The following is a 25,798-nucleotide window of genomic DNA, read 5'->3' on the forward strand; positions in this document are numbered from 1 at the left end:
GGTCGCCATGGACTACGTATCCGCGCTCGTGCCCCCCGTCGTGATGGCCGTGTTCTTCTTCGGCATCGTGGCCATCATCATCAAGAGCCAGGGCGGCCCGAACAAGGCCAAGGAGGACGCGATCGTGGACGCCGCGATCGCCCGCGCCGAGGCCGTCCGTCAGTCCTCGGACAAGGACTGACCGCCCGCACGGACCACCGCGGCACCCGGGACGTACGACCCTTCGAGGTCGTACGTCCTTTTTGTTGGTTTTCCTTCGGTCAATGACCTGTTGTCGTCGCTTTGCACACTAAAGTGACGTTGTGCCCCGTCCTTTGGGAGAGCTGGAAGACGCCGTCATGACGCGCGTCTGGCAATGGAACCGCCCGGTGACCGTCCGGGAAGTTCTGGAGGACCTTCAGCAGGAACGGTCCATCGCCTACACCACCGTCATGACCGTCATGGACAATCTCCATCAGAAGGGCTGGGTCCGCAGAGAAGTCGAAGGCCGTGCCTATCGATATACGGCGGTCTCCACCCGCGCCGCATACGCGGCCGCGCTGATGAACGAGGGATGGACCCAGAGCGACAACCCCGCCGCCGCGCTCGTCGCCTTCTTCGGGATGATGTCGCCGAACCAGCGCGAGGCGCTGAACGACGCGATCCGTATCGTTCAGCGCGACAACCCGCTGCCCGCTCCCGCTCCCGCGCCGCCCGAGGAGGGCGCCGGCGAAACCGGGGGCCAGGAGCGATAACCGCGGCGCCGGGGCGATAGCGTCCCCCCATGTCGCCGTCCGCTTCCCCGGCCGCCTCCGCGGCCTCCGCCAAAGCCGTCACCGTCCGCAGGGCCCGTACCGGAGATGTCGCCGCGGTCCGCCGTCTCGTCGACCCCTTCGTCCGGCGCGGGATCCTGCTCGACAAGGCGACCGTCACCCTTTACGAGTCCATCCAGGAGTTCTGGGTGGCGGAACGCGACGAGGACGCCGAGGTCGTCGGCTGCGGCGCTCTCCACGTGATGTGGGAAGACCTCGCGGAAGTCCGCACTCTCGCCGTCGATCCCGACTTCAAGGGCGCCGGCGTAGGACATCAGGTGCTGGACAAGTTGTTGCACACGGCCCGATGGCTCGGGGTCCGGCGGGTATTCTGCCTGACCTTCGAAGTCGACTTCTTCGCGAAGCACGGCTTCGTCGAGATCGGCGAGACCCCGGTGGACGGAGATGTCTACAGCGAGCTCCTCCGTTCCTATGACGAGGGAGTCGCCGAGTTCCTCGGTCTCGAACGAGTGAAGCCGAACACCTTGGGCAACAGCCGGATGCTTCTGCACCTGTGACGCGGAACCGGCGGAACGCCGGGCGGAAGCCCGCGGAACGCCGGACGGAACCCCGTGGGGAACCCGGGCGGATCCCTATGTCCGAATCGCGCACGTTTCCCGCGCTGTCGGGGTTCTGAACCTCTCCCAGGGGTTTGTGTTTTTCCGGGAAAAGCGGTTTCCTTTCCGCGTACTGCATTTTCGATGAAAGGAAATCCGGTGGCACAGAAGGTTCAGGTCCTTCTTGTCGACGACCTCGACGGCGTCGAGGCGGACGAGACCGTGACGTTCGCGCTGGACGGCAAGACCTACGAGATCGACCTCACCACCGCCAACGCGGAAAAGCTCCGTGGCCTGCTCGAGCCGTACACCACGAGCGGACGTCGTACCGGTGGCCGCACCACCGGCGGACGCGGCAAGGGCCGCGCCGTGGCGACGGGCAGCCAGGACACCGCGAAGATCCGCGCGTGGGCCAAGGAGAACGGCATGAACGTGAACGACCGCGGTCGCGTTCCCGCCGACATCAAGGCCGCTTACGAGGACGCGAACCGCTGAGGCGTCAGCTGCTGAGCCGCCGGGCCCCCGGTCCGGGCACTCAGCAGCCGCGCCCGGTGGCACTCCGCGGCCGCGGCGGCCACGAGACGCACCAGGCACGGGGCGGCCCCCTCGCCCCACGGCGCGGACCGCAGCGCCGGCAGCGAGGACTCGACCTCGCGGCCCGGTGCCGGGGCCCGCAGCCACACGGCGGCGCCCGGCGCGCCGGATCCGCCCCGCCCCGGGGGAAGGGGCGCGGTCATCCGGCCGTCGGTGCCCAGTACGGCGAGGTCCAGCGCGATGCCGCCCCACTCGAGCCAGTCGAGCAGGCCGGGCACCTCCTCCGCGCTCCCCGCGGCCACCAGCAGCAGCATGCGGCGCCCCGTCAGGGCCACCGGACCGGTCGCCGGACCCACCCTGCGCAGTACACCGCGGCCGGCCGCGGCGGGCAGCTCCAGGACGTCGAAGCGCACTCCCGTGACCAGCCGCACCGGCGGCCCGGGCACCGTCGCCCAGCCGAGCCCGTCCTCGTACCACCGGGCGACACCGCGATCGAGCGGCGTACGGGGGAGCGGCACGGTGAGGGGCATGCCCGGGGAACTCCTCCGGGGACGCATCGGTTACGGCCGGGGCGGATGCGACGGGCGTCCGAACCCCGGTCCGCGATGACCCAGCGTCGCGTCCCGGGCACGCACGGTGTCCGAGATGGGGCGTACGAGTGCATTCGGCCGCGCAAGGGTGTTCGCTGGTAGCGGAGGGAACCGGGGTGCGCCGCATGGAGTGTCCGTCCTTACGGGTAAGACATTCCTAGTGGAGAGGGGCGACTCGCGGGCCACGGCGTCTCACGTTCGCCATCGGCGTAGTGAAGGCGCGGGTAACTACTTGGCCTGCGGGAACATCGTCTCGCACCATCGGGTTGGAGCATTTGTCGGCTGTTCGGCAGCAGGTCTCCCCGCGGAAGAGGGGGTGATCCGGACGGATGTCGGCAGTTGGAATGAGCGGTCCCCGCTTGCGGGACTAAGCTGCGGAAGGACAGGGAGGGGATCGACCCCTAACTGACTGACCGCTCTGAGGAGCGATTAACGATGTTCGAGAGGTTCACCGACCGCGCGCGGCGGGTTGTCGTCCTGGCTCAGGAAGAAGCCCGGATGCTCAACCACAACTACATCGGCACCGAGCACATCCTTCTGGGCCTTATCCACGAGGGTGAGGGTGTCGCCGCTAAGGCCCTGGAGAGCCTCGGGATTTCGCTCGAGGCGGTCCGCCAGCAGGTGGAGGAGATCATCGGTCAGGGCCAGCAGGCCCCGTCCGGGCACATCCCCTTCACCCCTCGTGCCAAGAAGGTCCTGGAGCTCTCGCTCCGCGAGGCCCTCCAGCTCGGCCACAACTACATCGGCACCGAGCACATCCTGCTCGGCCTGATCCGCGAGGGCGAGGGCGTCGCCGCCCAGGTCCTCGTGAAGCTGGGCGCCGACCTCAACCGGGTGCGGCAGCAGGTCATCCAGCTGCTCTCCGGCTACCAGGGCAAGGAAGCCGCCACGGCCGGCGGTCCTGCCGAGGGCACCCCCTCGACGTCCCTGGTGCTCGACCAGTTCGGGCGCAACCTCACCCAGGCCGCCCGCGAATCCAAGCTCGACCCGGTCATCGGGCGCGAGAAGGAGATCGAGCGGGTCATGCAGGTGCTGTCCCGCCGCACCAAGAACAACCCGGTGCTCATCGGCGAGCCCGGCGTCGGCAAGACCGCCGTCGTCGAGGGCCTGGCGCAGGCCATCGTCAAGGGCGAGGTGCCCGAGACCCTCAAGGACAAGCACCTCTACACCCTCGACCTCGGCGCGCTGGTCGCCGGCTCCCGCTACCGCGGTGACTTCGAGGAGCGCCTGAAGAAGGTCCTCAAGGAGATCCGCACCCGCGGCGACATCATCCTGTTCATCGACGAGCTCCACACCCTCGTGGGTGCGGGTGCCGCCGAGGGCGCGATCGACGCCGCCAGCATCCTCAAGCCGATGCTGGCCCGCGGTGAGCTCCAGACCATCGGTGCGACCACGCTGGACGAGTACCGGAAGTACCTGGAGAAGGACGCGGCCCTCGAGCGCCGCTTCCAGCCCATCCAGGTCGCCGAGCCGTCGCTGCCGCACACCATCGAGATCCTCAAGGGTCTGCGCGACCGGTACGAGGCCCACCACCGGGTCTCCATCACCGACGAGGCCCTCGTCCAGGCCGCGACCCTGGCCGACCGGTACATCTCGGACCGCTTCCTCCCGGACAAGGCGATCGACCTGATCGACGAGGCCGGCTCCCGGATGCGCATCCGCCGGATGACCGCGCCGCCGGACCTCCGCGAGTTCGACGAGAAGATCGCCGGCGTCCGCCGCGACAAGGAGTCCGCGATCGACTCGCAGGACTTCGAGAAGGCCGCCTCGCTCCGCGACAAGGAGAAGCAGCTCCTCGCCGCGAAGGCCAAGCGCGAGAAGGAGTGGAAGGCCGGCGACATGGACGTCGTGGCCGAGGTCGACGGCGATCTGATCGCCGAGGTCCTCGCGACGGCCACGGGCATCCCGGTCTTCAAGCTGACCGAGGAGGAGTCCAGCCGCCTGCTCCGCATGGAGGACGAGCTCCACAAGCGCGTCATCGGGCAGAAGGACGCCGTCATCGGCCTCTCGCGGGCCATCCGCCGTACGCGTGCCGGTCTGAAGGACCCGAAGCGCCCCGGTGGCTCGTTCATCTTCGCCGGTCCGTCTGGTGTCGGTAAGACCGAGCTTTCGAAGGCGCTCGCCGAATTCCTCTTCGGCGACGAGGACGCGATGATCTCCCTCGACATGTCGGAGTTCAGCGAGAAGCACACGGTTTCCCGCCTCTTCGGTTCGCCGCCCGGATACGTCGGCTACGAAGAGGGCGGCCAGCTCACCGAGAAGGTGCGCCGCAAGCCGTTCTCCGTCGTCCTCTTCGACGAGGTCGAGAAGGCCCACCCCGATATCTTCAATTCCCTTCTCCAGATCCTGGAGGACGGTCGCCTGACCGACTCCCAGGGCCGGGTCGTGGACTTCAAGAACACGGTCATCATCATGACGACCAACCTCGGGACCAGGGACATCTCGAAGGGCTTCAACCTGGGCTTCGCGGCCCAGGGCGACACGAAGTCCAACTACGAGCGGATGAAGGCCAAGGTCAGCGACGAGCTGAAGCAGCACTTCCGCCCGGAGTTCCTCAACCGTGTGGACGACATCATCGTCTTCCCGCAGCTGACCCAGGACGACATCCTCCAGATCGTCGACCTGATGATCAGCCGCGTCGACGAGCGCCTCAAGGACCGGGACATGGGCATCGAGCTCTCCCAGTCCGCGAAGGAGCTGCTCGCCAAGAAGGGCTACGACCCCGTGATGGGCGCCCGGCCGCTGCGCCGGACGATCCAGCGCGAGATCGAGGACTCGCTGTCGGAGAAGATCCTCTTCGGCGAGCTGCGCCCCGGTCACATCGTGGTCGTGGACACGGAGGGCGAGGGCGACGAGCGCACCTTCACCTTCCGCGGCGAGGAGAAGACGGCTCTGCCGGACGCCCCGCCGATCGAGGCGACGGGCGGCACGGGCCCGAACCTGTCCAAGGACGCGTAGGCGTCCCGCGACTGAGCGGTAAGGGGCGGCCCCGGAACCTGAACGGTTCCGGGGCCGCCCCTTTCGCGTGCCCGGGGGTTCAGCCGCGGATCTCCACGTCGGGTGAGAGAGCCTCGGTGCCGGTGAAGCGGCTGAGGGTGCCCACGACGGCGCGGAGCCCCGTCAGGGGGGCCAGCGGCGCGAGGTCGTGGGGTCCCTCGTCACCGGCTCCCACCAGCCGCAGCGCGCTCAGGCCCGGGAAGGCCCACGCGACGAGGTCGAGCGGTGTCGGCTCCTCGCCGCAGTGCACGTGGAGCACCTCGATCCGCGGCAGCCGCAGGCCCGCGGGGAGGCCCGCCAGGGTCTCGGTGTGCAGCGAGAGGAACGAGAGCTCCGGCAGGGAGGCCAGGATGCCCCAGTCCGCCTCGTCCACCGTCGTCTCGCCGTAGAGTTCCAGCGCGCGGAGACGCGTGAGAGGGCGGAGACCGGACAGTCCCCCTCGGGGGTGTCCGATCACCACGAGGGACTCCAGCAGGCTCTCGGCGGCGGCCGGCCCCAGGTGCCGGGTGAGGGACCCCGAGATCTGCAGGCTCCGGGCCCCGGCGATCACCTCGCGCAGCACCGCCATGCCGTCGGGGGAGAGGCCCGGCCGCAGGTCGAGGCTGATCGGGCGCAGTCCCAGGCGGACGATCTCGGAGGCCTGCGCGTCGGAGACGAGCGTGAAGTCCAGGAGCCGGGGGTCGAGCCGAGCGATGATCTCCTCCGCGTACGGCGCGCTCGGGAAGCGGGACCAGCCCCACATCAGCTGGGAGCGGACCGCCAGGTCGGGGTGGTCGGTGAAGCGGGCGAGGTAGGGCAGTGTCGCGTCGTGGGCTACGTGCGTCGCGGTGATCACCACGTCCAGGGCCTGCTCGTGGGTGAGGCTCTCCGGCCCCGGCAGCAGGTCCAGGACGGCCCGGCCTGCCGAGGCCAGCTCGCGCGCCTCCTCCGAGCCGCGCGGCGGGATCTCCTCCGCGGTGAGGGCCAGGATCCGCTCCCTGATCGCCGGCTCCACCTCCGTCGCGTGGTCGAGTGCCGCCGCCGCCACCACCAGGACGCGGAGCCGGGTGCGGCGGTCGGGCGCCGCCTCCGCCGCCTTCAGCAGCTCGTCGAAGATCTCCGCGCACTCGCGCGGCCGCGCGTGCCCGACGGCCATCCGGATGACGTCCTCCCACTGGTCGTCCGCCGCGTGCCGGACGAGGACGCCGATGTCCCAGCGGTCCACCAGGGCCTTCGCCGCCAGGTAGTCCTGGAAGGTGCGGTGGACGAAGTCGACCGTGTCCGCGGTCGGCTCGCGCAGCAGACCGCTGCGGTGGAGGAGGTGGGTGAAGACCGCGCCGGGGTCGTACCCGGCCGCCTCGGTGATCGCCGGCACCGCCTCCCGTACGACCGACTCCGCGTGCGCGCGGTCCATCGCCGTGCGGCCGTTGAGGGTCAGCCAGTAGGCGAGACGCTGGATCAGCTGGATCTGGGGCGCGTCCCCCAGCTCGACGCCGTACGGGGTCCCCATGTCCCGCTCCCGGTCCCGGCGCGAGAGCAGCATCGCGAGGGCCGCCTCGTACAGCGCCTTGCGGCCGCGGGGCAGGAAGCCGCGCCGCCCGTGGTGCAGGGCGCAGATCAGGCCGCACATCAGGGGGCTGGTGGCGAGCCGGGCGACGTCCGCCGTCGTGCGCAGGGCGTCGAGGAGCGGCTGCTCGTACGGCGCCGCGGTCGGCCCGGCGGCCTTGTGCCAGCGGCTGACGAAGGTGGTGACCTCGGTGGAGGACATGGGGGCGAGGGTGAGCTCGGCGAAGCCCTCCGGGGCGAGCCATTCGTCGTCCACGGCGGTGGGCCGGGAGGTCACGAGCCAGCGGTTGCCGTCGTAGGCGTCGAGCAGGTCGCGGAGCCAGCGGCGCGCACGGTCGCGCTCGGCCTCGGGGATCTCGTCGATGCCGTCGACGAGGACCAGGCCGCGCCCGCCGGCGAGGACGCGGTCGGTCCAGCCGTCGGGCGGGGAGAGCGGGCAGCCGACGGCGGAGAGGAAGCGGTCGGGGGTGGGGAGGCGCTCGCCGTGGCGGGTGAGGGCACGGAGGGGGAGGACGAAGGGGATCCGGCCACGGAGGTACGCCATGTCGTCCGCGGGGTCCTGATGGGTGGCCGACACCGCCAGCCACTGGATGAGCGTGGTCTTGCCGGAGCCGGCCGCGCCGCGCAGGAGGACCCTGTCGTGGTGGGCGAGGATCCGGTCGGCGCGGCCGTCCACCAGATCGCCCCGGCGGTAGGGCGCGGTGGGGTCGGCGGACAGGGCACCGACGGGGGAGACACCGAAGACGTATGGTCCGGCGCCCGGGGTCTCGGCCCCTGCTGCCGCCACGCCCATGCCCGTCCGCCCCGGGCCCCCCGTCGCCTCCAGCGACAGGTACGCCACGTCCAGCGGCCACTTCTCCGGTGCGTCCCGCAGGTCCACCCCGTAGATGGTGAGGCGGCCGTGCTTCTTCGCCAGGTGGGTCAGGTAGCGCCGTTCGAACTCGGCGTCCCGGCCGTCCGCCCGGGGTACCCGGCGGATGACCTCGTCCATCTTGGCGATGAGCTCGCCCTGCCCTCGGGTCTGTTCCACCAGGGTGCGGGCGATGAACGTGGAGCGCTGGGTGAAGAACTCCAGGATGTGGAGGCAGGCCCACTCCGTCAGCGACTCCAGGTAGCGGAGCGAGTCCGTTGACAGGTCGCCGGGGGCCGGGTCCGGGGCCGCGGCGCGCAGGCGGCGGGCGAGGGCGGTGTGGCCGAGCCGGACGGCCTGGACGTCGTCCATGTCGAGATCGCCGAGGGCGAGGAGGGTGGCGGCGAGGGCATCGGTGACGGCCTCCTTCTCACCGGTGGGGAAGGGGGGCTCACCGTCCCCTGCCACGGACCAGCCGACCACCGTGGCCGCCAGCTTCCGGACGTCCTTCTCCGTCAGCGTGCGCTTCTCGCCGCGGAAGGAGACCAGGGAGGAGAGCCTGACCTTCTCCGAACGGTGCGTGAGGCCGGCGCCCGGACCCTCGCTGACCAGCAGTTTCTTCAGGATCGGGCCGATCGCGGCCGAGGCGAGCCGTGTGCCGATGAGTGCCGGTTCCATGTGTGTCCCCCCGTGGTTCCCCGAAGCGGTCAGCGTAGTGCGGGACGGCCCTCCGCACGGTTCGGTCGCGTGACCCAGATCCCATCGGCGGCCCGCGGCTGGTGACAAGGCGCACAGGGGTTTCGAGGGGTACTAACCGGAATAGTGCTGACCATTGGTGCCGATTCAGGACGATCGGGAGAGAACCGGCGGGACCTTGGTCCCCGAGGGTCCCGAACCGGACGGCAGACGGCGTTCTGCTCGGTTCGGCGCTCCGTGACATGCGGATAAACCGGTTCTCTTGTGCCGTTATGTCCGATTTCGAAGGTGGCCCGCGGGGCCGTCAAGGGCTGAACTTCCCGGGAGATCGCTACGAGCCGATGTCGTAGATGGGGTGTTTTGGGATGGCTCGGGGTCCGGGTTACCAAGGATGAGCAAGCCCGACGCAGCGCACCGTTCGCGTCGGGTCCCGTACTTCCCGGAGGTTTCCCCCGTATGTCGAAGCGCATGAACCCCGCCGCCCGTGTCACCGTCGTCGCTCTTGCCGCCGCCGGCCTGGGAGCGACGATGGTGACCGGAGCTGGGTCCGCCTTCGCCGCCGAGGGCAAGGCCGCCGCCGCCCCGGTCGCGGTCACCGCGTCCGCCGCCGTCGCCAAGCAGGCCGACGTCCAGGCGCACGCCGCCGCCCAGGTGAAGGCCGCCGCCGCGAAGGCCGCCGCCACGAAGGCCGCGGCCGCGAAGAAGGCCGTGACCGTGAAGCCGGTCGCCGCCAAGAAGGCCGCCGCCTGGGTCAAGCCCGTCGCCGGGTACACGCTGAGCGCCAGCTACAACCAGGGCGGCGCCATGTGGGCCCACAAGCACTCCGGCCAGGACTTCGCCGTTCCGGTCGGCACCCCGGTCAAGGTCGCCGGCTCCGGCACCGTCGTGAAGGCCGGCCCGAACGGCGGCGGCGACGGCCCCGCGTACGGCAACGCGATCGTCGTCAAGCACGCCAACGGCACGTACTCGCAGTACGCCCACCTGTCGAAGATCAAGGTGCACATCGGCCAGAAGGTCCTCGTCGGCCAGCAGATCGCCCTCTCGGGCAACACCGGCAACTCCTCCGGCCCCCACCTGCACTTCGAGATCCGTACGACCCCGAACTACGGCTCCGCCGTGAACCCGGCCGCCTTCCTGCGGTCCCACGGCGTCTCCATCTGAGCCGTACGAACCGATGTCACGAGGCCCGGTGGGCCTGGTTGAGCAGATCGAGGGCGACCTCGAGGGTGGCCCTGTGCTTCTCCTCGGGGTCGCCCTCGATGTTCTGCATGAAGAACGTGCCCGCGTGCAGGGTGAAGATCGCGCTGACGCAGCGCACCTGGTCCACCATCGGGAAGTCCGGCTCCTGGATCAGCCCGGTCAGCGCGAGCATCCGCTCCTTGAAGGTGAGGCCGACGCTCAGCTCGCGGACCGTCGCCTGGTTCTCCTGCATGAAGCGGAAGAGCGGGGCCGCCGCGCGCAGCGCCACCTGGTAGCGGCGCAGCACCTCCTGCCGGGTCTCCAGGGTCCGGGGCTGCTCCTCGGCCCAGGCGATCAGGTCGTCCATGGGCCGGGTCAGGTCCTCGAAGATCCCGACGAGGATGTCCTCCTTCGTCTTGAAGTGGTAGTAGAGCGCCGCCTTGGTGACGTCGAGGCGTTCCGCGATCTCGCGCAGTGAGGTCTTCTCGTAGCCCTGCTCCGCGAAGAGGTCGAGGGCGACGTCCTGGATGCGCTGGCGGGTGTTGCCTCGGGCCATGACTGCCCTCCACTTTCCAAAGAACTTACTTGACGACCGGCAAGTTACAGGTCTACCGTCCCCAGTGTAGTAACTAGCCGGGCGGCAAGTAAGGGAAGAACATGACGACGCAAGCCACAGCGACACCGGCACAGGGGGAGACGGAACCGCAGCCACGCAGCGTCCGCGTCGTCCTGCTCGCCCTGATGATCGCGATGCTCCTCGCGATGCTGGACAACATGATCATCGGCACCGCGATGCCGACCATCGTCGGCGAGCTCGGCGGCCTGGAGCACCTCTCCTGGGTCGTCACCGCCTACACCCTGGCCACCGCCGCCTCGACCCCCCTCTGGGGCAAGCTCGGCGACATGTTCGGCCGCAAGGGCGTCTTCCTCACCTCGATCGTGATCTTCCTGATCGGCTCGGCGCTGAGCGGCATGGCCCAGGACATGGGTCAGCTGATCGGCTTCCGGACCATCCAGGGCCTCGGCGCCGGCGGCCTCATGGTCGGCGTCATGGCGATCATCGGCGACCTCATCCCGCCCCGCGAGCGCGGCAAGTACCAGGGCATGATGGCCGGCGTGATGGCCCTCGCCATGATCGGCGGACCGCTGGTCGGCGGCACCATCACCGACCACTGGGGCTGGCGCTGGTCCTTCTACATCAACCTGCCGCTCGGCGCCGTCGCCCTCGCCATGGTCACCACCGTCCTGCACCTGCCGAGGAAGCAGCGCGCCACGGGCACCCGGATCGACTTCCTCGGCGCCGGCCTGCTGACGCTCGGCATCACCGCGATCGTCCTGGTCACCACCTGGGGCGGCACCGAGTACGCCTGGGGCTCGGCCACCATCGTCGGCCTCGCCGTCGGCGGAGCGCTCGCCCTCGCCGCGTTCCTCTACGTGGAGACCCGCGCGAGCGACCCGATCATGCCGCTGCACATCTTCCGCAGCCGCAACTTCACCCTGATGTCCCTGATCGGGTTCATCACCGGCTTCGTGATGTTCGGCGCGGTCCTCTACCTGCCGATCTTCCAGCAGTCCGTCCAGGGCGCCTCGGCCACCAACTCCGGTCTGCTGCTCCTGCCGATGCTGCTGTCGATGATGGTCGTGTCGCTGGTCGTCGGACGGTTCACCACCAGCACCGGCAAGTACAAGATCTTCCCGATCGTGGGCGGCGCGCTCATGACGGTCGGTCTCTTCCTGCTCTCCACGATGGACACCGACACCTCGCGACTGGTCTCCGGCGCCTACATGGCGGTCCTCGGTGCCGGCATGGGCTTCCTGATGCAGATCACCATGCTGGTCGCCCAGAACAGCGTCGAGATGAAGGACATGGGCGTCGCCTCGTCCTCCACCACCCTCTTCCGGACGCTCGGCTCCTCCTTCGGCGTCGCGATCATGGGCGCGCTCTTCACGAGCCGCGTCCAGGACGAGATGGCGGCGCGCGGCGGGTCCGGCCTCACCGAGCGGACGGCCCAGCTCGACGCGGCCAGCCTGGCCAAGCTGCCGGAGGCGCTCCGCGAGGCCTACCAGCACGCGGTCGCGACGGGCACGCACGGCGCCTTCCTGGTCGCCTCCGCGGTCTCCGTCCTCGGTCTGGTCCTCGCCTTCTTCGTCAAGGAGGTGGCGCTCCGCGGCGCCGGCCCCGCCGCGGCCCCGAAGGCCGCCGGGGACGACGGCACGGTGAAGGTCGCCGAGAAGGTCTGACCTTCGAGGGAGACACGCGCGTACGGAGGTGGGGCCGGTCCCGAGTCGGGACCGGCCCCACCTCCGTACGTCCACGCCCGCGCCCGCCCGCGCCCGCCCGCTCACGACAGCCCGCGCCCGCGCCGACAGCCCGCGACCGCGTCGGCCGCTCCGGCCGCGCAGGCCCATCGGGGCCGTCGCCCGGGCGCCCGACGGCCCCGGCGCCCCGGCTGTCCGGCCCGTGGAACGCCCCCGGCGCTCGTCCGGCCCGCGCCCGCGCCCGCGGCCGTCGCTCAGTCCGCCGGCCGCAGGATCGGGAAGCTGCCCGTGTTCGTCGGCGCGTGGTCCGGCAGCCACAGCACCGCGATGGCCCCGCCCACCCCGTTCGGCGAGGCCTCGGACGCCACGTTCCGGAAGGTCAGCCGGGCGCCGAGGACCCGGGCCTGGCCCGACGCGATGGTCAGGCCCAGACCGTGGCCCTGGCCCGCGCGGTCGCTCGACCCCGTGCGGAACCGGCTCGGCCCCTCCCGGAGCAGCGCCTCCGGAAAGCCGGGACCGTGGTCCCGGACCCGTACGACGCGCCCCTCGACGGTGACCTCCACCGGCGGTCTGCCGTGCTTGGCGGCGTTGGCGAGGAGGTTGCCGAGGACGCGCTCCAGACGCCGCGGGTCGGTGTTCACCCAGGAGTCGTGGACGACCCGGACGACGACCTCCGGGTCCAGCGCCCGCACCCGCCGCTCCACGAACTCGCCGAGCGCGATCTCCTGCAGCTCCGCCCGCTCCGACGCGCTGTCGAGCCGGGCGACCTCCAGGACGTCCTCGACCAGCGTCCGCATCGCCTGAGCCCGGTCCCGCACGAGCTCGGTCGGCCGCCCCGGGGGCAGCAGCTCGGCCGCCGTGAGCAGCCCGGTCACCGGGGTGCGCAGCTCGTGCGCGATGTCCGCGGTGACCCGGCGCTCGGCCTCGATCCGCTCGTTGAGGGCGTCGGTCAGGGCGTCGACCGCCCACGCCAGGTCGTCGGTCTCGTCCCGTACGACCCCGCCGACGGCCTCCCTGACCCGCACCTCCGTGTTCCCCTGGGCGACCCGGCCGGCCGCGACGGCGGCCTTCCGCAGCCGCCGCGAGAGCTGGCCGCCGATGAGCACGCCGAGGGCGCAGCCGCCGAAGACCACCGAGACCGAGCCGACGACGAGGGCGCGGTCCAGATCGTTCATGATCGTCGCGCTGCGGTCGGCGAACGGGATGTGCAGCGAGAGCACGTCGCCGTTGGCGAGCGGCACCGCCGCCCACACGTCGGGCGGCCCGCCGTGCCGGTGCTCCTGCACGTACGTGCCGCGGCGCTTGTCCCGCATCAGCTGGTCCAGCTGGCCGGGCAGCGCCGGGTCGTTGATCTTCGTGCCGAAGCGGGGCTCCTTCGGCTTCGACGTCTCGTACAGCCGCTGGGCGAAGAGCAGCCGCTCCATCTGCACCTCGCGGGCGTTGTCGAGCATCGAGATGCGGGCGGCGTTGTGCACGACGACGCTCAGGGTGATCGCGATCAGCGCGCCGACGGCCGCGATCGCGACGGCGATCTTCCAGCGGACGCCGGTGCGGAGGGGGAACGGCCTCACCGGGACCCGCCCGTCTCGGGGGGTGTCGTGTGGGTCATGCCGTCCTAGCTCTTGAGCTTGTAGCCGAAGCCGCGGACCGTCTCGATCCTGTCCTGGCCGATCTTGGCCCGGAGCCGCTGGACGTGGACGTCCACGACCCGGGTGTCGCCGCCCCAGCCGTAGTCCCAGACCCGCTCCAGGAGCTTGTCCCGGGACAGGACGGTGCCCGGCGCCGACGAGAACTCCAGGAGCAGCCGCATCTCGGTCGGGGTCAGCGCGACCGGCGTCCCGCCCCTGCGGACCTCCATGCCGTCGGTGTCGACCTCCAGGTCGCCGAAGGCGAGCAGCCCGCCGCCGTCCGACCCGTCCTCCTCGTGCTCGACGGGGCCGAGGCCGCCCGCGTGCCCGAAGCGGCGCAGGACGGCGCGGATCCGGGCCATGAGCACGGCCCCGTCGAAGGGCTTGGTCACGTAGTCGTCGGCGCCGGCCTCCAGACCGAGGACGACGTCGATCGAGTCGGCGCGCGCGGACAGCATGATCACCGGAACGGTCGACTCGTCGCGGATGCGGCGGCAGAGGCTGACCCCGTCCATGCCCGGCAGCATCACGTCGAGCAGGGCGATGTCCGGCCGCTGCGCGCGGAAGGCGTCTAGTCCGGAGAGCCCGTCGGGCATGGCCGTGACCCGGAAGCCGTCCCGCTCCAGGGCGAGCTGGGTGGCCTCGCGGATGACGTCGTCGTCCTCGACGAACAGGACATGGGTTTCGGCCATCGTGCGTGTCCTTCTGATCTCTGCGGGTGGGGGGCGTACGGCTCAGTCGGCGGGGGGCGCGCTCGGCGCGGGGTCGGTCACCTCGCCGTCGCCCACGGCCCGGCTGTAGTCGTTGTGCACCCAGTCGTGCTGGGTGAACCTGTTCCCCGACCAGCGGTACGTGATCACGTCCTCGCCCGAGGGGTACGCGACCGGGTCGCCCTTCGCGTACACCTGCTTGGTGACGACGAGGTCGCCGCGGTCGATCGTGGCGTAGACGGCGGCGTCCTCCGCCATGAACACGTTCTCGTAGGCGCCGCTCTGCCGCCGGTAGACGTACGTGCCGATGCCGACGGCGTCCCCGCAGGTCATGACGTTGACGACGACGTCCGGCGCGGACGCGTTCGTCAGGTTCCCGTACGAGGCGTCCACCGGGTACGCGTCGGCGACGCACGGCTTGAGATCGGCCTTGAACCGCTCCCCGATCTTCGGGTCGGCCTTCAGCAGCTTGATCGGGTCCACCCGCTCGGCGGACCGCTGCTCGCCGTCGGCCGAGGGCGACGGGGTGGGTGCGGCGGCGGCCAGGTCCTTGGTGGAGGCCGCCCCCTCGTCCCGGGAGCCGGTTCCGCCGGTGGAGCAGGCGGCCATGGACAGCCCGACGGCGACGAGCCCGGCCGCCGCCGTGATGCTCGCCGCCTTCGCGGTACGGCGCCGGCGGCGCCGGCCGGTTCCGTACCGGTCGTCGCCGCCGGGGCCGCCACCGCTGTCGATGCCGCCGTCGCCGTCGTGTCTTCTGCCGTCGGCTTCGCCGTCTAGGCCGCGCACCGCTCCCGCCCCCGTTCGTCGCCTCGTACGGTCGTCCGCTCTCCGGTCCGCCCCAGGGCGCGGGCGTCCAGATCACGGCTCTCCAGCTCCTGGCGGAGCCGGGCGAGCGCCCGGTGGAGTGTCGACTTCACGGTACCGGTCGACATGCCGAGCGCCGCCGCCGTCTCCTCGGTGCTCATCTGCTCCCAGTGCCGCAGGACGACGACGCTGCGCTGCTTGGGGGCGAGGACCTTCAGGATGTCCATGAGGAGGGCCCGGTCGGCGTGCTGCTCGGTCGGGTCCTCGACGGAGGCGTCGGGCAGCTGCTCGGTGGGGACCTCTTCGAGCTTGCGGGAGCGCCACCACTCGGTCCGGGTGTTGATCATGACCCGGCGGAGGTAGGCGTCGGCCAGGGACTTGTCGGCGATGCCGTCCCAGCGGCCGAACGTGCGGGCGAGGGCCGTCTGCAGGAGGTCCTGGGCGTCGACGGGGTCGGCCACGAGACGACGCGCACTGCGCAGCAGCGCGTCCTGCCGCGTGCGTACGTACTCCTCGAAGTCGAGCACCTCGCCATGCCTCATCCGAACCGCCTCCGAACCCCGTGACCAGCTTTTTCCTCGTGTCGTGGACGACCGTACGGAGCGCTTGTCACGGGGTTGTGCGGGGCAGCCGTCGGTGGACGCACGGCTACCCATCGGTTGTGTAACAGCGGTTCGGAGGCCGCGGGGCCGCCCGGGCGCCCGCGGGTGCGGGGCGGACGCCCTCCGCCCCGGCGGCGGCGCGGTGCCGGCCCGGAGCCCGCGGCTCAGGACACGGGGAGCCGGTAGAGCCCGTGGTCCAGCGGTTCGACCAGGCCGTCGGCGACCAGGCCGTCCAGGGCCCTGGCCCGCTGCACCGGCTCGTCCCAGACCTCGTCCAGGACCGCCTGCGCCACCGGGTCGGCGGACTCCCGGAGCACCGCGAGGAGCCGGCCCCTGACCTGCCGGTCCGTCCCGGCGTACGTCTGGCCGCGGCGCGGCGGGCCGTCGTGCGCGGGCTTCCCCGAGAGCAGCCAGGCGCACTTCTCCGCGATCGGGCAGCGCCCGCAGTCCTCGTTCTTCGCCGTGCAGACGAGCGCGCCCAGCTCCATCGAGGCGGCGGCCCAGCGGGAGGCCGTGGCCTCGTCCGCCGGCAGCAGCGCGCGGGCCAGCCGCCGCTCCGCCGCCGTCGTCGCGTTCGGCGGGTACTGCACGCCCGTGGCCGCCCGCGCGAAGACCCGGCGCACGTTGGTGTCCAGGACGGCGTGCCGCTGCCCGTACGCGAAGGAGGCCACCGCGGCCGCCGTGTACTCGCCGATGCCGGGCAGCGCGAGCAGCTGCCCGTGATCGCTGGGTACGTCGCCGCCGTGCCGTTCCTTTATGGCCACGGCGGCGGCGTGCAGCCGCAGGGCCCGGCGCGGGTAGCCGAGCCGGCCCCAGGCGCGGACCGCCTCGCCGGGGGCGTCGGCGGCCAGGTCGGCCGGCCGCGGCCAGCGCGCGAGCCACTGCTCGTACACCGGGAGGACCCGGACGACGGGCGTCTGCTGGAGCATGAACTCGCTGACCATGACGCCCCAGGCGCCGGCCTCGGGACGGCGCCAGGGCAGGTCGCGGGCGTGCCGGTCGAACCAGGCGAGGACGGGCCCGTGCAGCTCGGCGGGGGGCGTCGGGAGGTCCGGGGCCCCGGCGGCGGCGGGGACGGCGGGCGTGAGGGGAGCGTCGATGGAAGTCATGGCGTCTCCGATCCTGGCACGTCCCCGAGGTGATCAGTACGCGCCGTGGCGGGCGCGCGGAGTGTCCTCGGCGCGCGCGGGGGCGTGAGCCGACGGTCCGCGCCCCGCGCACCACGCCACGGCCGAGCTCCGGCTCGACCGGGCCGTCTCCACGAGCGCGCCCACCGGTCGGACCGCCGCCCGCATGACGAGGAAGGCGATCAGGGCGCCGAGGAGCAGGCCGACGGTCACGTCGTGCGGGTAGTGCACCCCGACGAAGACCCGGGAGAACGCCATGAGCAGCGCCATCGGCACGGTCAGCCACCCGATCCCGCGCCAGGAGAGCGCGAGGGCGATCGCGGCCGCCCCGGCGATGGCCGAGTGGTTGCTGGGGAAGGACCAGTCGCCGTACGGCGGGCAGGTGATGAGCGCGTCGGGCGCTCCGACGACGGCGCGGCACGGGCGGTCCTCGTCGACCAGCGACTTCAGGGACTCGCTCACCACGTACCCGAACGCCGTGGCGAGCGGGGCGAGGAGCGCGAGGGCCATCGCCCGGCTCGAACCCTCGCGGGAGCGCCACCAGCCGGCCAGGAACAGCGCGCCGAACAACAGCAGTCCGGCCTCGGTCCAGACCTCGGCGAGCCACTGGAACCAGTGGGGGGTCGCATGGGCGAAGTCGGCGACATCGAGGTAGAGCCGGTCGGAGAGGTCGAGGAGGGTGTTCATGGTGCATGACGCTAACCGGAATCCGGAGTGCCCCGCCCCGGGCCAACGGCCACACCGACCCCCGACGAAAGTGGGGGTGCCGGTGATTCGGCCCGGTTGGCACCGTTTTCGGGTGGCGTGGGGTGGCTCCCGGGGCGGTACCGGGAGAAAAGTTCCCCGTACCGAAGGATGTGATCATCGGCAAAACTTGATGCCTGGAGCGGCATGTGGGGCGGGAGTTGGGCCGGATCTCTCGTAAGGTTCGGCTCGTGGGATCTTTGCGCAATCCGGTCGGGCCGCTTCCCTCCACCATCTACTGGCGACGGAGGGCGGTGGCGGCGTGCCTGGTGGCGCTCCTCGCACTCCTCGCCGTGTGGGCCGTCACCTCCGGCGGCGGGGGCGGGAAGAAGCCGAACGACGGGGCCAACGGCTCCTCTCCCACCCCTCCCTCCATCACCCCGGGACCCTCCGGCACCGGTGAGGCGATCACCCAACAGCCGGGCGGACGCGACGAGTCGGACGACTCCGGCGACGCCACCGGAGGCAGCGGCGGCTCCGGCGGCTCCGGTACGGACCCGGGCTCGGGCGCCGACTCCGGTACGGACGCGGGCGCGACCGCCGGCGGCGACGGTGGCAAGAACGGCGACACCGACGGAGCGGGCGGCGACGGCGGCGCGGGCACCGGTGCGGGACAGCAGGTCCCGGCCGGCTCACCGCTCCCGAACTGCCCCTCCGGGGCACTGCAGTTGACCCTCCGCAGCGTCCAGGTCAGCTACGAGGCGGGGGAGCGGCCCCGCTTCCAGCTCGTCGCCAGGAACACCTCGAAGGCCGACTGCAAGGCCGACTTCGGGCCCCGCACGGCGGTGCTGACGATCAGCGACAAGCAGGACGACGAGGTCTGGTCCTCGGCGGACTGCCCGCGCCCCGGCGACCCGGTCCTGCTGCGCGTCCCCGCGGGCGCCACCGTCACCCACACCGTGGAGTGGGACCGCGGGCGCAGCGCCCCGCGGTGCGCCACCGCCCCGGCGGGCCAGGCCGCTCCCGGGACCTACCTCGTCGAGGCCACGATGCCGGGCGCGAAGGTGCTGCCGGCCTCGTTCACGCTCGCCAAGGACTGAGCCGCGCCGGAACCGGGGGAGGCGGCCCGGACGCACCGGGCCTCGTTCCGCGGCTCCCGGGGGGGGGGGAAACACCGGGAGACCAGATCCGGCCCGGCGGCGGGATCCGTGCCGTCCGGCACCGCGCCCGCGGGCCGGACCGCCGTGGCGCCCGCGGGCCGGACAACGGCGGACGGACTCAGACGTACCGTTCGAGGATCGAGGACTCCGCCAGCCGGGACAGGCCCTCGCGCACGCTGCGGGCGCGGGCCTCGCCGACGCCGTCCACGGTCTGGAGGTCGTCCACACTGGCCGCGAGCAGCTTCTGCAGCCCGCCGAAGTGCTCCACGAGCCGCTCGATGATCGCGCCCGGCAGCCGCGGCACCTTGGCCAGGAGCCGGTAGCCGCGCGGCGAGACGGCCGAGTCGAGGGTCTCGGGCGAACCGCTGTAGCCCAGCGCACGCGCCACGACCGGCAGTTCGAGCAGCTCGGTGTGGGTCAGCGCGTCCAGTTCGGTCAGCGCCTCCGCGACCGTCCGCGAGCGCTTGGCCGTCGGCTCCGGCACGTAGTCCCGGATGACCAGCTCGCGCTCCGGCTCCACGCCCGCGATCAGCTCGTCCAGCTGGAGCGAGAGCAGCCGCCCGTCGGTGCCGAGCTCGACCACGTACTCGGCGATCTCGGTGGCGATCCGGCGGACCATCTCCAGGCGCTGGGCGACCGCGGTGACGTCCCGGACGGTGACCAGGTCCTCGATCTCCAGCGCGGAGAGCGTGCCGGCCACCTCGTCGAGCCGGAGCTTGTACCGCTCCAGGGTCGCCAGCGCCTGGTTGGCGCGGGACAGGATCGCCGCCGACTCCTCCAGGACCCGGCGCTCACCGTCCACGTACAGCGCGATCAGCCGCATCGACTGGGAGACGGAGACGACCGGGAAGTTGCACTGCTTGGAGACCCGGTCCGCCGTGCGGTGCCGGGTGCCCGTCTCGTCGGTGGGGATGGAGGCGTCCGGAACCAGCTGCACGCCCGCGCGGTGGATCTTGGTGATGTCCTTGTCGAGGACGAGCGCCCCGTCGAGTTTGCACAGCTCACGCAGGCGCGTGGCGGCGAACTCGACGTCCAGCACGAAACCGCCGGTGCACATCGAGTCGACGGTCTTGTCGAGGCCGAGCACGATGAGACCGCCGGTGTTGCCGCGGAGGATCCGCTCCAGGCCGTCCCGCAGCGCGGTGCCGGGCGCGACGGCGCTCAGGGCGGCGCGCATCAGCGCTTCGTTGCCGGAGCCCGCGCCGGACTTTCCGGGAGCTGCTGCCCCGTCCTTGGCTGCCACTGCACTCCTCCGGCTCGTACGGATGGGCGAGACCAGGGCAAAGTCTAGCGACACCACCCCGCCGCCCTCCGCCCCCGATGGATCACGGTGGTCCGAAAGGGGTCCCCGCCCCGACGCGGACCTAACCCTCCGCGTCTTTGCGAAGCGTACGGAGCGAACCGTCGGCGCGGTGTGAACGGCCGCCTCCGACCCTCCGGCACGCGCCGACCGGGCCGTCCCGAAGCGCGTCGACCGGGCCTTCCGGAGCGTGCCTGCCGGGCCGTCCGGAGCGTGCCCCGGCCTTCCCGAGCGTGCCTCGGGCCTTCCGGAGCGTGCCGACCGGGCTTTCCGGAGCATGCCCGCCGAATTCCTCCCGGCGCGCGCCCGCCGGCCGTCGCGGCGCGGGTTCCGGCCTCCCGGCGAGGCGCCCCCGCGGCCCTCCTCCTACTCCGCGCCCTCGGGCGCCTTCGCACGCCGGCCGCGCGGCAGCACGCGCAGGGCGTCGCCCATGTCCGCGACCTCCGTCACCTTCATGCCGGCCGGCACCTTGCCCGGGTCCGACGGCACCAGCGCGTGCGTGAAGCCGAGCCGGTGCGCCTCGGCCAGCCTCCGCTGGACTCCGGTCACCCGCCGGACCTCGCCGGCGAGACCGACCTCGCCGATCGCCACCAGGTTCTTCGGCAGCGGGGTGTCGCTCGCCGCGGAGGCCAGCGCCAGCGCGATCGCCAGGTCGGCGGCGGGCTCGGTGAGCTTCACGCCGCCCACGGTCGCGCTGTAGATGTCCCGCTTGCCGAGCGCGCTGATCCGGCCGCGCTGCTCCAGGACCGCCAGCATCATCGAGACCCGGGAGGTCTCCAGGCCGGAGACGGTCCGCCGCGGCGAGGGGATCTGGGAGTCCACGGTCAGCGACTGCACCTCGGCGACCAGCGGCCGGCGGCCCTCCAGGGTCACCGTCAGGCAGGTGCCCGGCACGGCCACGTCACGCCGGGTCAGGAAGAGACCCGACGGGTCGGCGAGACCCGTGATCCCCTCGTCGTGCAGCTCGAAGCAGCCCACCTCGTCGGTCGCCCCGTACCGGTTCTTCACGCCGCGGACCAGCCGCAGGCGCGCGTGCCGGTCGCCCTCGAAGCTGAGGACGACGTCGACCAGGTGCTCCAGGAGGCGGGGACCGGCGATCGCGCCGTCCTTGGTGACGTGCCCGACGAGCAGCGTCGACATGCCCCGCTCCTTGGAGGCCCGGATGAGCGCGCCCGCGACCTCGCGGACCTGGGCCATGCCGCCGGGGGCGCCGTCGATCTCGGGGGAGGCGACCGTCTGCACCGAGTCCATGATCAGCAGCGAGGGCTGCACGGCGTCGAGATGGCCGAGGACGGCCGACAGGTCGGTCTCGGCGGCGAGGTATAGATGGTCGCTGAGGGCGTTGATCCGGTCGGCGCGCAGCCGCACCTGGCTCGCGGACTCCTCGCCGGTGACGTAGAGCGTGCGGTGCTCGGCGCCGGCCGCCTTGGCCGCCACGTCGAGCAGCAGCGTCGACTTGCCCACGCCCGGCTCGCCCGCGAGCAGCACGACGGCGCCGGGCACCAGGCCCCCGCCGAGGACCCGGTCCAGCTCGTCGACCCCGGTCGAGCGGGCGGTCGCCTGCCGGCCGTCGACCTGGCCGATGGGCAGCGCGGCGGTGGAGACCCGGCCCGCCGCGGTCGTCCGGACGGCGGGCGCGCCGTACTCCTCGACGGTCCCCCAGGCCTGGCACTCGGGGCAGCGGCCGAGCCACTTGGCCGTCTGCCAGCCGCACTCGGTGCAGCGGTAGGACGGCCGTTCCTTGGTCGATTTCGTACGGGCAGCCATGGCGCCCACCGTAGCGGCCCCCACCGACAACGGCCGCCGGGTCTCCACAGCGGAGCGGAACCTCGGATTCCTGTCCCCTTTCGAGCGATAGCTTCACCCGTAAGAATGAGAAGAACGCGACCGGTACGAAAAGCGCCCCCCGCGCTGCCTACGGTCGAACGGTGACGAGCAGCAGGCTGGACTCCCCCGCACGCACCACCGGCGCACACCGGGCGGCGCGCCGCGCCACGGACCAGGGACCGCGCACGCTCGGCCGGAAGCCCCCGGCCCGCTACGAGGCCGCCCTCGACGGCCTCTTCACGTACTGCCTCTCCGTGCTGTGCGACCACGACACCGCCACCGCCGTCCTCGGCGACGTCCTCGCCGTCGCCGAGCGCCACCACGGCCGCTGCCCCTCGGACGAGGACGGCCGCACCGCTTGGCTGTACGCCCTCGCCCGCTGGGCCTGCCTGCGCAGCCTCGGCGAGCAGCGCCGCCGCCGCCAGGGCGCCCACACCGGGCGGCCCGCCGTCACCGCCCCCGAACCGCCCCGCGTCCCCGAGGAGACCGCCGAGCGGCGCCGCGCCGAATTGGCCCGGCTCGCCTGGCCGGAGGCCGCCGGCACCACGCCCGAGCAGCGCGAGGCCCTCGAACTGGCCGTACGGCACGGCCTCAGCCACCGCCAGGTCGCCGCCGTCCTCTCCCTCGACCCGCTCGCCGCCCGCGAACTCCTCGCCACCGCCGGCTGCGAGGTCGAGCGCACCCGCGCCGCCCTCGCCGTCGTCGAGACCGGCAGCTGCCCCACCGTCGCCCGGCTCACCGGCGACCAGCAGGTGCTGCTCTCGGCGGCCCTGCGGGCGGAGCTCGTCCGGCACGTCGACGACTGCCCCCGCTGCCGCAGGGCCGCCGAGCGGGTCGGCGCCGTCGGGCCCTGGCCCGGCGCCGGAGCGCTCCCGCAGGCCCGGCTCCCGCTCGTCGAGGCGCCCAGGGCCGCCGCGTACATGGCGATGCTGCACGTCCCGCGCGCGCGTGCGGGCGCCCCGCGCTTCTCGCCGACCGGCTTCCCGATGGACCCGAAGGACCACGTGGCCCGCCGCGACCGGCTCCGGGCCCGCGCGGTGACGACCACCGTGGTCGCGGCCGTGGTCGCCGCGCCCGTCCTCGCCCTGTGGACCTCCTACCGGGGCGCCCCCGTCGCCGACCCGAGCGCCTCCGACGGCTCCCGGGTCAGCGCGAGCGAGGCCGACGAACCGACCGGACCGGACGGCCGCCCCTACGACCGCTACGAGAACGCGGGCAACGCCCGCACCACCCCCGAACCCCGCTTCACCCGCGGCAGCCGCGCCCCCGACGTCTCCGTCGAGGTGCTCAGCCCCGGCGGCCCCGGCGGTCCCGGCGGCTCCGCCGGCCCCTCGACACCGGGCGACCCCGCCGCGGGCTGGGTCACGGTGACCGCCCGCGGCCTCGGCGACCTGACGCTGCTCACCCTCACCGCGGCCGGCGGGTCCCCCGTCGACTGGTCGCTGTGGACGGACGCGCCCTGGCTCTACGTGAGCCGCGCCTCCGGCACCCTCCGCCCGGGCGAACGGATCACCGTCACCGTCCGCGTCGACCACCGCCGCCAGCCGCACGGCGCGTGGAGCGCCCGCGTCGGGGTGAACCCCTCCGGCGCGGTCGTCAGGATCGACGGGCAGGGCGAGACCCCGCCGCCGCCGGTCTCCGTCGACCCCGGAACGCCCCCGCCGACGACGACCGAACCCACCACGCCGCCGACGAGCCCGCCGACGACGGAACCGACGACACCGCCGCCGACCGGGGAACCGCCGACGACCGAGCCGACCGAACCGCCGACGACACCGCCCACCACCGAGCCGACGACACCGCCGACCACGGAGGAGCCCCCGCCGACCACGACGGACCCGGGCCCGACGGAGCCGACCACGCCGCCGCCGGCGACGGAGGAACCGCCGCCGTCCTCCTCGTGAGACGGGACGCCCGCCCGGGGAATCCCCGGGCGGGCGTCGACGGCAGGGCCCCGGGGCGTCAGCGCGGCGGGTCGGCCGGGTGCGGGGCCACCAGCGGCAGCTGCGCGGCGAGCCGCGCCTCGCACAGTCCGGCCAGGACCTCGTACGCCTCCGCGCCCATCATCTCGGTGAGCTCCGGCCGGTACGTGACGTAGACCGGCTCGCCCGCCCCGTGCGCCGACGTCGCCGACGTGCACCACCAGTGCAGGTCGTGGCCGCCGGGACCCCAGCCCCGCCGGTCGTACTCGCCGATCGAGACCTGGAGGACCTTCGTGTCGTCCGGCCGCTCGATCCAGTCGTACGTGCGCCGCACCGGCAGCTGCCAGCAGACGTCCGGCTTGGTCTCCAGCGGCTCCCGGCCCTCCTTCAGGGCCAGGATGTGCAGCGAGCAGCCCGCGCCGCCCGCGAACCCCGGGCGGTTCTGGAAGATGCAGGAGCCCTCCCAGCGGCGGGTCTGCCGGTCGCCGTCCTCGTCGAGCTGGGTCCAGCCCGAGGCCGTACCGACCTCGTGGAACTGCCACAGCTCCGGCGTGAGGCGAGCCACGTGCGTCGCCACCCGCTTCTCGTCGTCCTCGTCGGAGAAGTGCGCGCCCAGCGTGCAGCAGCCGTCGTCGGCCCGGCCCGCCTGGATCCCCTGGCAGCCGCTGCCGAAGACGCACGACCAGCGCGAGGTCAGCCAGGTCAGGTCGCAGCGGAAGATCTGCTCCTCGTCCACCGGGTCGGGGAACTCGACCCACGCGCGGGCGAAGTCGAGGCCCTTCTCGTCCGGCTCCACGCTCTTGCCCTGCTTCTTGGCGCTCTTGACCGCACTGTCTTTGCCCGGTTTCGCCTTTTTCGTCTTTGGCACAGGTCCAAGCGTATGCGGGTCGGCGCAGTAGCGTTCCGTCCATGAGACTCGGAGTCCTCGACGTCGGTTCGAACACGGTGCACTTCCTCGTGGTGGACGCCCACCCCGGCGCCCGGCCGCTGCCCGCGCACTCGCACAAGGCGGAGCTGCGGCTCGCCGAACTCCTCGACGAGAAGGGAGCGATCGCGCCCTTCGGCGTCGAGCGGCTCATCGCGACCGTCAGGGACGCGCTGCACGCCGCCGAGGACAAGGGCTGCGAGGAGGTGCTCCCGTTCGCCACCTCCGCGGTCCGCGAGGCCACCAACGCGGACGCCGTCCTCGCGCGAGTGAAGGACGAGACGGGCGTCGACCTCCAGGTCCTCACCGGCGAGGAGGAGGCCCGGCTCACCTTCCTCGCGGCCCGCCGCTGGTTCGGCTGGTCCGCGGGCAAGCTGCTCCTCCTCGACATCGGGGGCGGCTCCCTCGAAGTCGCGTACGGCATCGACGAGGACCCCGACACGGCGGTCTCCCTGCCGCTCGGCGCGGGCCGGCTCACCGCCGGCTGGCTCCCCGGCGACCCGGCCGACGCCGCCGACGTGAAGGCGCTCCGCCGCCACGTGCGCGCGCAGATCGCCCGTACGGTCGGGGACTTCAGCCGCTCCGGCCGCCCCGATCACGTCGTGGCCACCTCCAAGACCTTCAAGCAGCTGGCGAGGATCGCCGGCGCCCCCGGCTCGGGGGAGGGGCTGTACGCCCAGCGGATCCTGACCCGCGCCTCCCTGGAGGAGTGGGTCCCGCGGCTGGCCGGCATGTCGGTCCCCGAGCGGGCCGCGCTGCCGGGCGTCTCGGAGGGCAGGGCGGCGCAGCTCCTCGCGGGCGCGCTGGTCGCGGAGGGCGCGATGGACCTGCTCGGCGTGGAGGAGCTGGAGATCTGCCCCTGGGCCCTGCGCGAGGGCGTCATCCTCCGCCGCCTGGACCACCTGCCGGAGCAGTAGCGGCGGAGCCCCCGGCGAGCCCGGGGCCCCGGAGCCCCGCCGTCCTCCGCCGTTCCCGGGGGCCCCGCCGTCCTCCGCCGTTCCCGGAACCCCTGCCGTCCCCGAAGCCCCGCTGTCCCGGCCCTCCCGCTGTCCCGGCCCTCCCGCCGTCCTCCGCCGCCCCCGGGACCCCGCCGCCCCCGGGACCCCGCCGC

22 protein-coding genes are annotated in these 25,798 nt (G+C 72.6%); 10 read left to right on the forward strand and 12 right to left on the reverse strand.

The genetic code is table 11. From position 1 onward, the window contains the following. Nucleotides 1–7: 7 nt before the first annotated feature. From ACY0MR_RS20615 to ACY0MR_RS20630, 4 genes are all read left to right on the forward strand, one after another. Nucleotides 8–181 (forward strand): hypothetical protein, encoded by a 174-nt coding sequence (locus ACY0MR_RS20615; RefSeq protein WP_198955885.1) that lies wholly within the window; start codon nucleotides 8–10, stop codon nucleotides 179–181. Nucleotides 182–302: 121 nt separating this feature from the next. Further along, nucleotides 303–734, forward strand: a complete 432-nt coding sequence (locus ACY0MR_RS20620) for a BlaI/MecI/CopY family transcriptional regulator (protein ID WP_473554606.1) — start codon at nucleotides 303–305, stop codon at nucleotides 732–734. 29 nt (nucleotides 735–763) lie between these two features. After that, nucleotides 764–1,309, forward strand: a complete 546-nt coding sequence (locus ACY0MR_RS20625; protein ID WP_361858104.1) for an amino-acid N-acetyltransferase — start codon at nucleotides 764–766, stop codon at nucleotides 1,307–1,309. A gap of 198 nt (nucleotides 1,310–1,507) precedes the next feature. After that, on the forward strand, nucleotides 1,508–1,843 hold the full coding sequence (locus ACY0MR_RS20630) for a histone-like nucleoid-structuring protein Lsr2 (protein ID WP_030324199.1): 336 nt from the start codon (nucleotides 1,508–1,510) through the stop codon (nucleotides 1,841–1,843). Here ACY0MR_RS20630 and ACY0MR_RS20635 read toward each other — a convergent pair. Continuing rightward, a complete protein-coding gene (locus tag ACY0MR_RS20635) occupies nucleotides 1,822–2,412 on the reverse strand; it encodes an SCO3374 family protein (RefSeq protein ID WP_388801340.1) in 591 nt (196 codons plus the stop codon). The two genes, ACY0MR_RS20630 and ACY0MR_RS20635, sit on opposite strands and share 22 nt — an antisense overlap. 495 nt (nucleotides 2,413–2,907) lie before the next feature. On the opposite strand from ACY0MR_RS20635, the gene ACY0MR_RS20640 reads away from it, so the two are divergent. Beyond that, on the forward strand, nucleotides 2,908–5,430 hold the full coding sequence (locus ACY0MR_RS20640) for an ATP-dependent Clp protease ATP-binding subunit (RefSeq protein ID WP_015034424.1): 2,523 nt from the start codon (nucleotides 2,908–2,910) through the stop codon (nucleotides 5,428–5,430). A gap of 79 nt (nucleotides 5,431–5,509) precedes the next feature. Here the strand turns inward: ACY0MR_RS20640 and ACY0MR_RS20645 are convergent, their stop codons facing one another. Continuing rightward, nucleotides 5,510–8,542: an NACHT domain-containing protein gene (locus ACY0MR_RS20645; protein WP_473554610.1), complete on the reverse strand. Its 3,033-nt coding sequence runs from the start codon at nucleotides 8,540–8,542 to the stop codon at nucleotides 5,510–5,512. A 474-nt stretch (nucleotides 8,543–9,016) separates the two neighbouring features. Here ACY0MR_RS20645 and ACY0MR_RS20650 point away from each other — a divergent pair, with 474 nt between their 5' ends. Continuing rightward, entirely contained in the window at nucleotides 9,017–9,721 is a 705-nt protein-coding gene (locus ACY0MR_RS20650; protein ID WP_473554612.1) for a M23 family metallopeptidase, read from the forward strand. A gap of 16 nt (nucleotides 9,722–9,737) precedes the next feature. On the opposite strand, the gene ACY0MR_RS20655 is transcribed toward ACY0MR_RS20650, so the two are convergent. Continuing rightward, nucleotides 9,738–10,295 carry a TetR/AcrR family transcriptional regulator gene (locus ACY0MR_RS20655; RefSeq protein WP_361858119.1) on the reverse strand — a complete coding sequence of 186 codons (558 nt, stop codon included), beginning with the start codon at nucleotides 10,293–10,295 and terminating at the stop codon, nucleotides 9,738–9,740. A gap of 101 nt (nucleotides 10,296–10,396) precedes the next feature. Between ACY0MR_RS20655 and ACY0MR_RS20660 the strand changes: the two genes are divergently transcribed. Further along, the gene (locus ACY0MR_RS20660; RefSeq protein ID WP_473554615.1) at nucleotides 10,397–11,980 is read left to right on the forward strand and encodes an MDR family MFS transporter; all 1,584 of its coding nucleotides are present in this window, start codon (nucleotides 10,397–10,399) and stop codon (nucleotides 11,978–11,980) included. Nucleotides 11,981–12,252: 272 nt separating this feature from the next. On the opposite strand, the gene cseC is transcribed toward ACY0MR_RS20660, so the two are convergent. From cseC to ACY0MR_RS20690, 6 genes are all read right to left on the reverse strand, one after another. Next, nucleotides 12,253–13,569, reverse strand: a complete 1,317-nt coding sequence (gene cseC / locus ACY0MR_RS20665; RefSeq protein ID WP_388801323.1) for a two-component system sensor histidine kinase CseC — start codon at nucleotides 13,567–13,569, stop codon at nucleotides 12,253–12,255. Nucleotides 13,570–13,613: 44 nt separating this feature from the next. Further along, nucleotides 13,614–14,318: a two-component system response regulator CseB gene (cseB, locus tag ACY0MR_RS20670; RefSeq protein WP_473554617.1), complete on the reverse strand. Its 705-nt coding sequence runs from the start codon at nucleotides 14,316–14,318 to the stop codon at nucleotides 13,614–13,616. 42 nt (nucleotides 14,319–14,360) lie between these two features. Then, a complete protein-coding gene (locus tag ACY0MR_RS20675) occupies nucleotides 14,361–15,122 on the reverse strand; it encodes a hypothetical protein (protein ID WP_388801319.1) in 762 nt (253 codons plus the stop codon). Then, nucleotides 15,110–15,682: a SigE family RNA polymerase sigma factor gene (locus tag ACY0MR_RS20680; protein ID WP_361858215.1), complete on the reverse strand. Its 573-nt coding sequence runs from the start codon at nucleotides 15,680–15,682 to the stop codon at nucleotides 15,110–15,112. Before ACY0MR_RS20680 ends, ACY0MR_RS20675 begins: the two co-directional genes overlap by 13 nt. 224 nt (nucleotides 15,683–15,906) lie before the next feature. Next, nucleotides 15,907–16,851: an HhH-GPD family protein gene (locus ACY0MR_RS20685; protein ID WP_392046522.1), complete on the reverse strand. Its 945-nt coding sequence runs from the start codon at nucleotides 16,849–16,851 to the stop codon at nucleotides 15,907–15,909. Nucleotides 16,852–16,884: 33 nt separating this feature from the next. Further along, nucleotides 16,885–17,556, reverse strand: coding sequence for a phosphatase PAP2 family protein (locus tag ACY0MR_RS20690; RefSeq protein WP_388801313.1), 672 nt, complete (start codon nucleotides 17,554–17,556; stop codon nucleotides 16,885–16,887). Nucleotides 17,557–17,804: 248 nt separating this feature from the next. Between ACY0MR_RS20690 and ACY0MR_RS20695 the strand changes: the two genes are divergently transcribed. Then, complete coding sequence (locus tag ACY0MR_RS20695) at nucleotides 17,805–18,653, forward strand: hypothetical protein (RefSeq protein ID WP_404085848.1); 849 nt, start codon at nucleotides 17,805–17,807, stop codon at nucleotides 18,651–18,653. 178 nt (nucleotides 18,654–18,831) lie between these two features. On the opposite strand, the gene disA is transcribed toward ACY0MR_RS20695, so the two are convergent. Together disA and radA are read right to left on the reverse strand one after the other, a co-directional pair. Continuing rightward, the gene (gene disA, locus ACY0MR_RS20700) at nucleotides 18,832–19,956 is read right to left on the reverse strand and encodes a DNA integrity scanning diadenylate cyclase DisA (RefSeq protein WP_073907793.1); all 1,125 of its coding nucleotides are present in this window, start codon (nucleotides 19,954–19,956) and stop codon (nucleotides 18,832–18,834) included. A gap of 423 nt (nucleotides 19,957–20,379) precedes the next feature. Beyond that, nucleotides 20,380–21,780, reverse strand: coding sequence for a DNA repair protein RadA (gene radA / locus ACY0MR_RS20705; RefSeq protein ID WP_388801306.1), 1,401 nt, complete (start codon nucleotides 21,778–21,780; stop codon nucleotides 20,380–20,382). A 161-nt stretch (nucleotides 21,781–21,941) separates the two neighbouring features. Between radA and ACY0MR_RS20710 the strand changes: the two genes are divergently transcribed. Then, entirely contained in the window at nucleotides 21,942–23,744 is a 1,803-nt protein-coding gene (locus tag ACY0MR_RS20710) for a BACON domain-containing protein (protein ID WP_388801303.1), read from the forward strand. 58 nt (nucleotides 23,745–23,802) lie between these two features. On the opposite strand, the gene ACY0MR_RS20715 is transcribed toward ACY0MR_RS20710, so the two are convergent. Next, nucleotides 23,803–24,630 carry a DUF3109 family protein gene (locus ACY0MR_RS20715; RefSeq protein ID WP_473554623.1) on the reverse strand — a complete coding sequence of 276 codons (828 nt, stop codon included), beginning with the start codon at nucleotides 24,628–24,630 and terminating at the stop codon, nucleotides 23,803–23,805. A 41-nt stretch (nucleotides 24,631–24,671) separates the two neighbouring features. Between ACY0MR_RS20715 and ACY0MR_RS20720 the strand changes: the two genes are divergently transcribed. Continuing rightward, nucleotides 24,672–25,604, forward strand: a complete 933-nt coding sequence (locus ACY0MR_RS20720; RefSeq protein WP_388801297.1) for a Ppx/GppA family phosphatase — start codon at nucleotides 24,672–24,674, stop codon at nucleotides 25,602–25,604. Nucleotides 25,605–25,798: the final 194 nt, after the last annotated feature.

The organism is Streptomyces sp. JN8 (assembly GCF_055808075.1).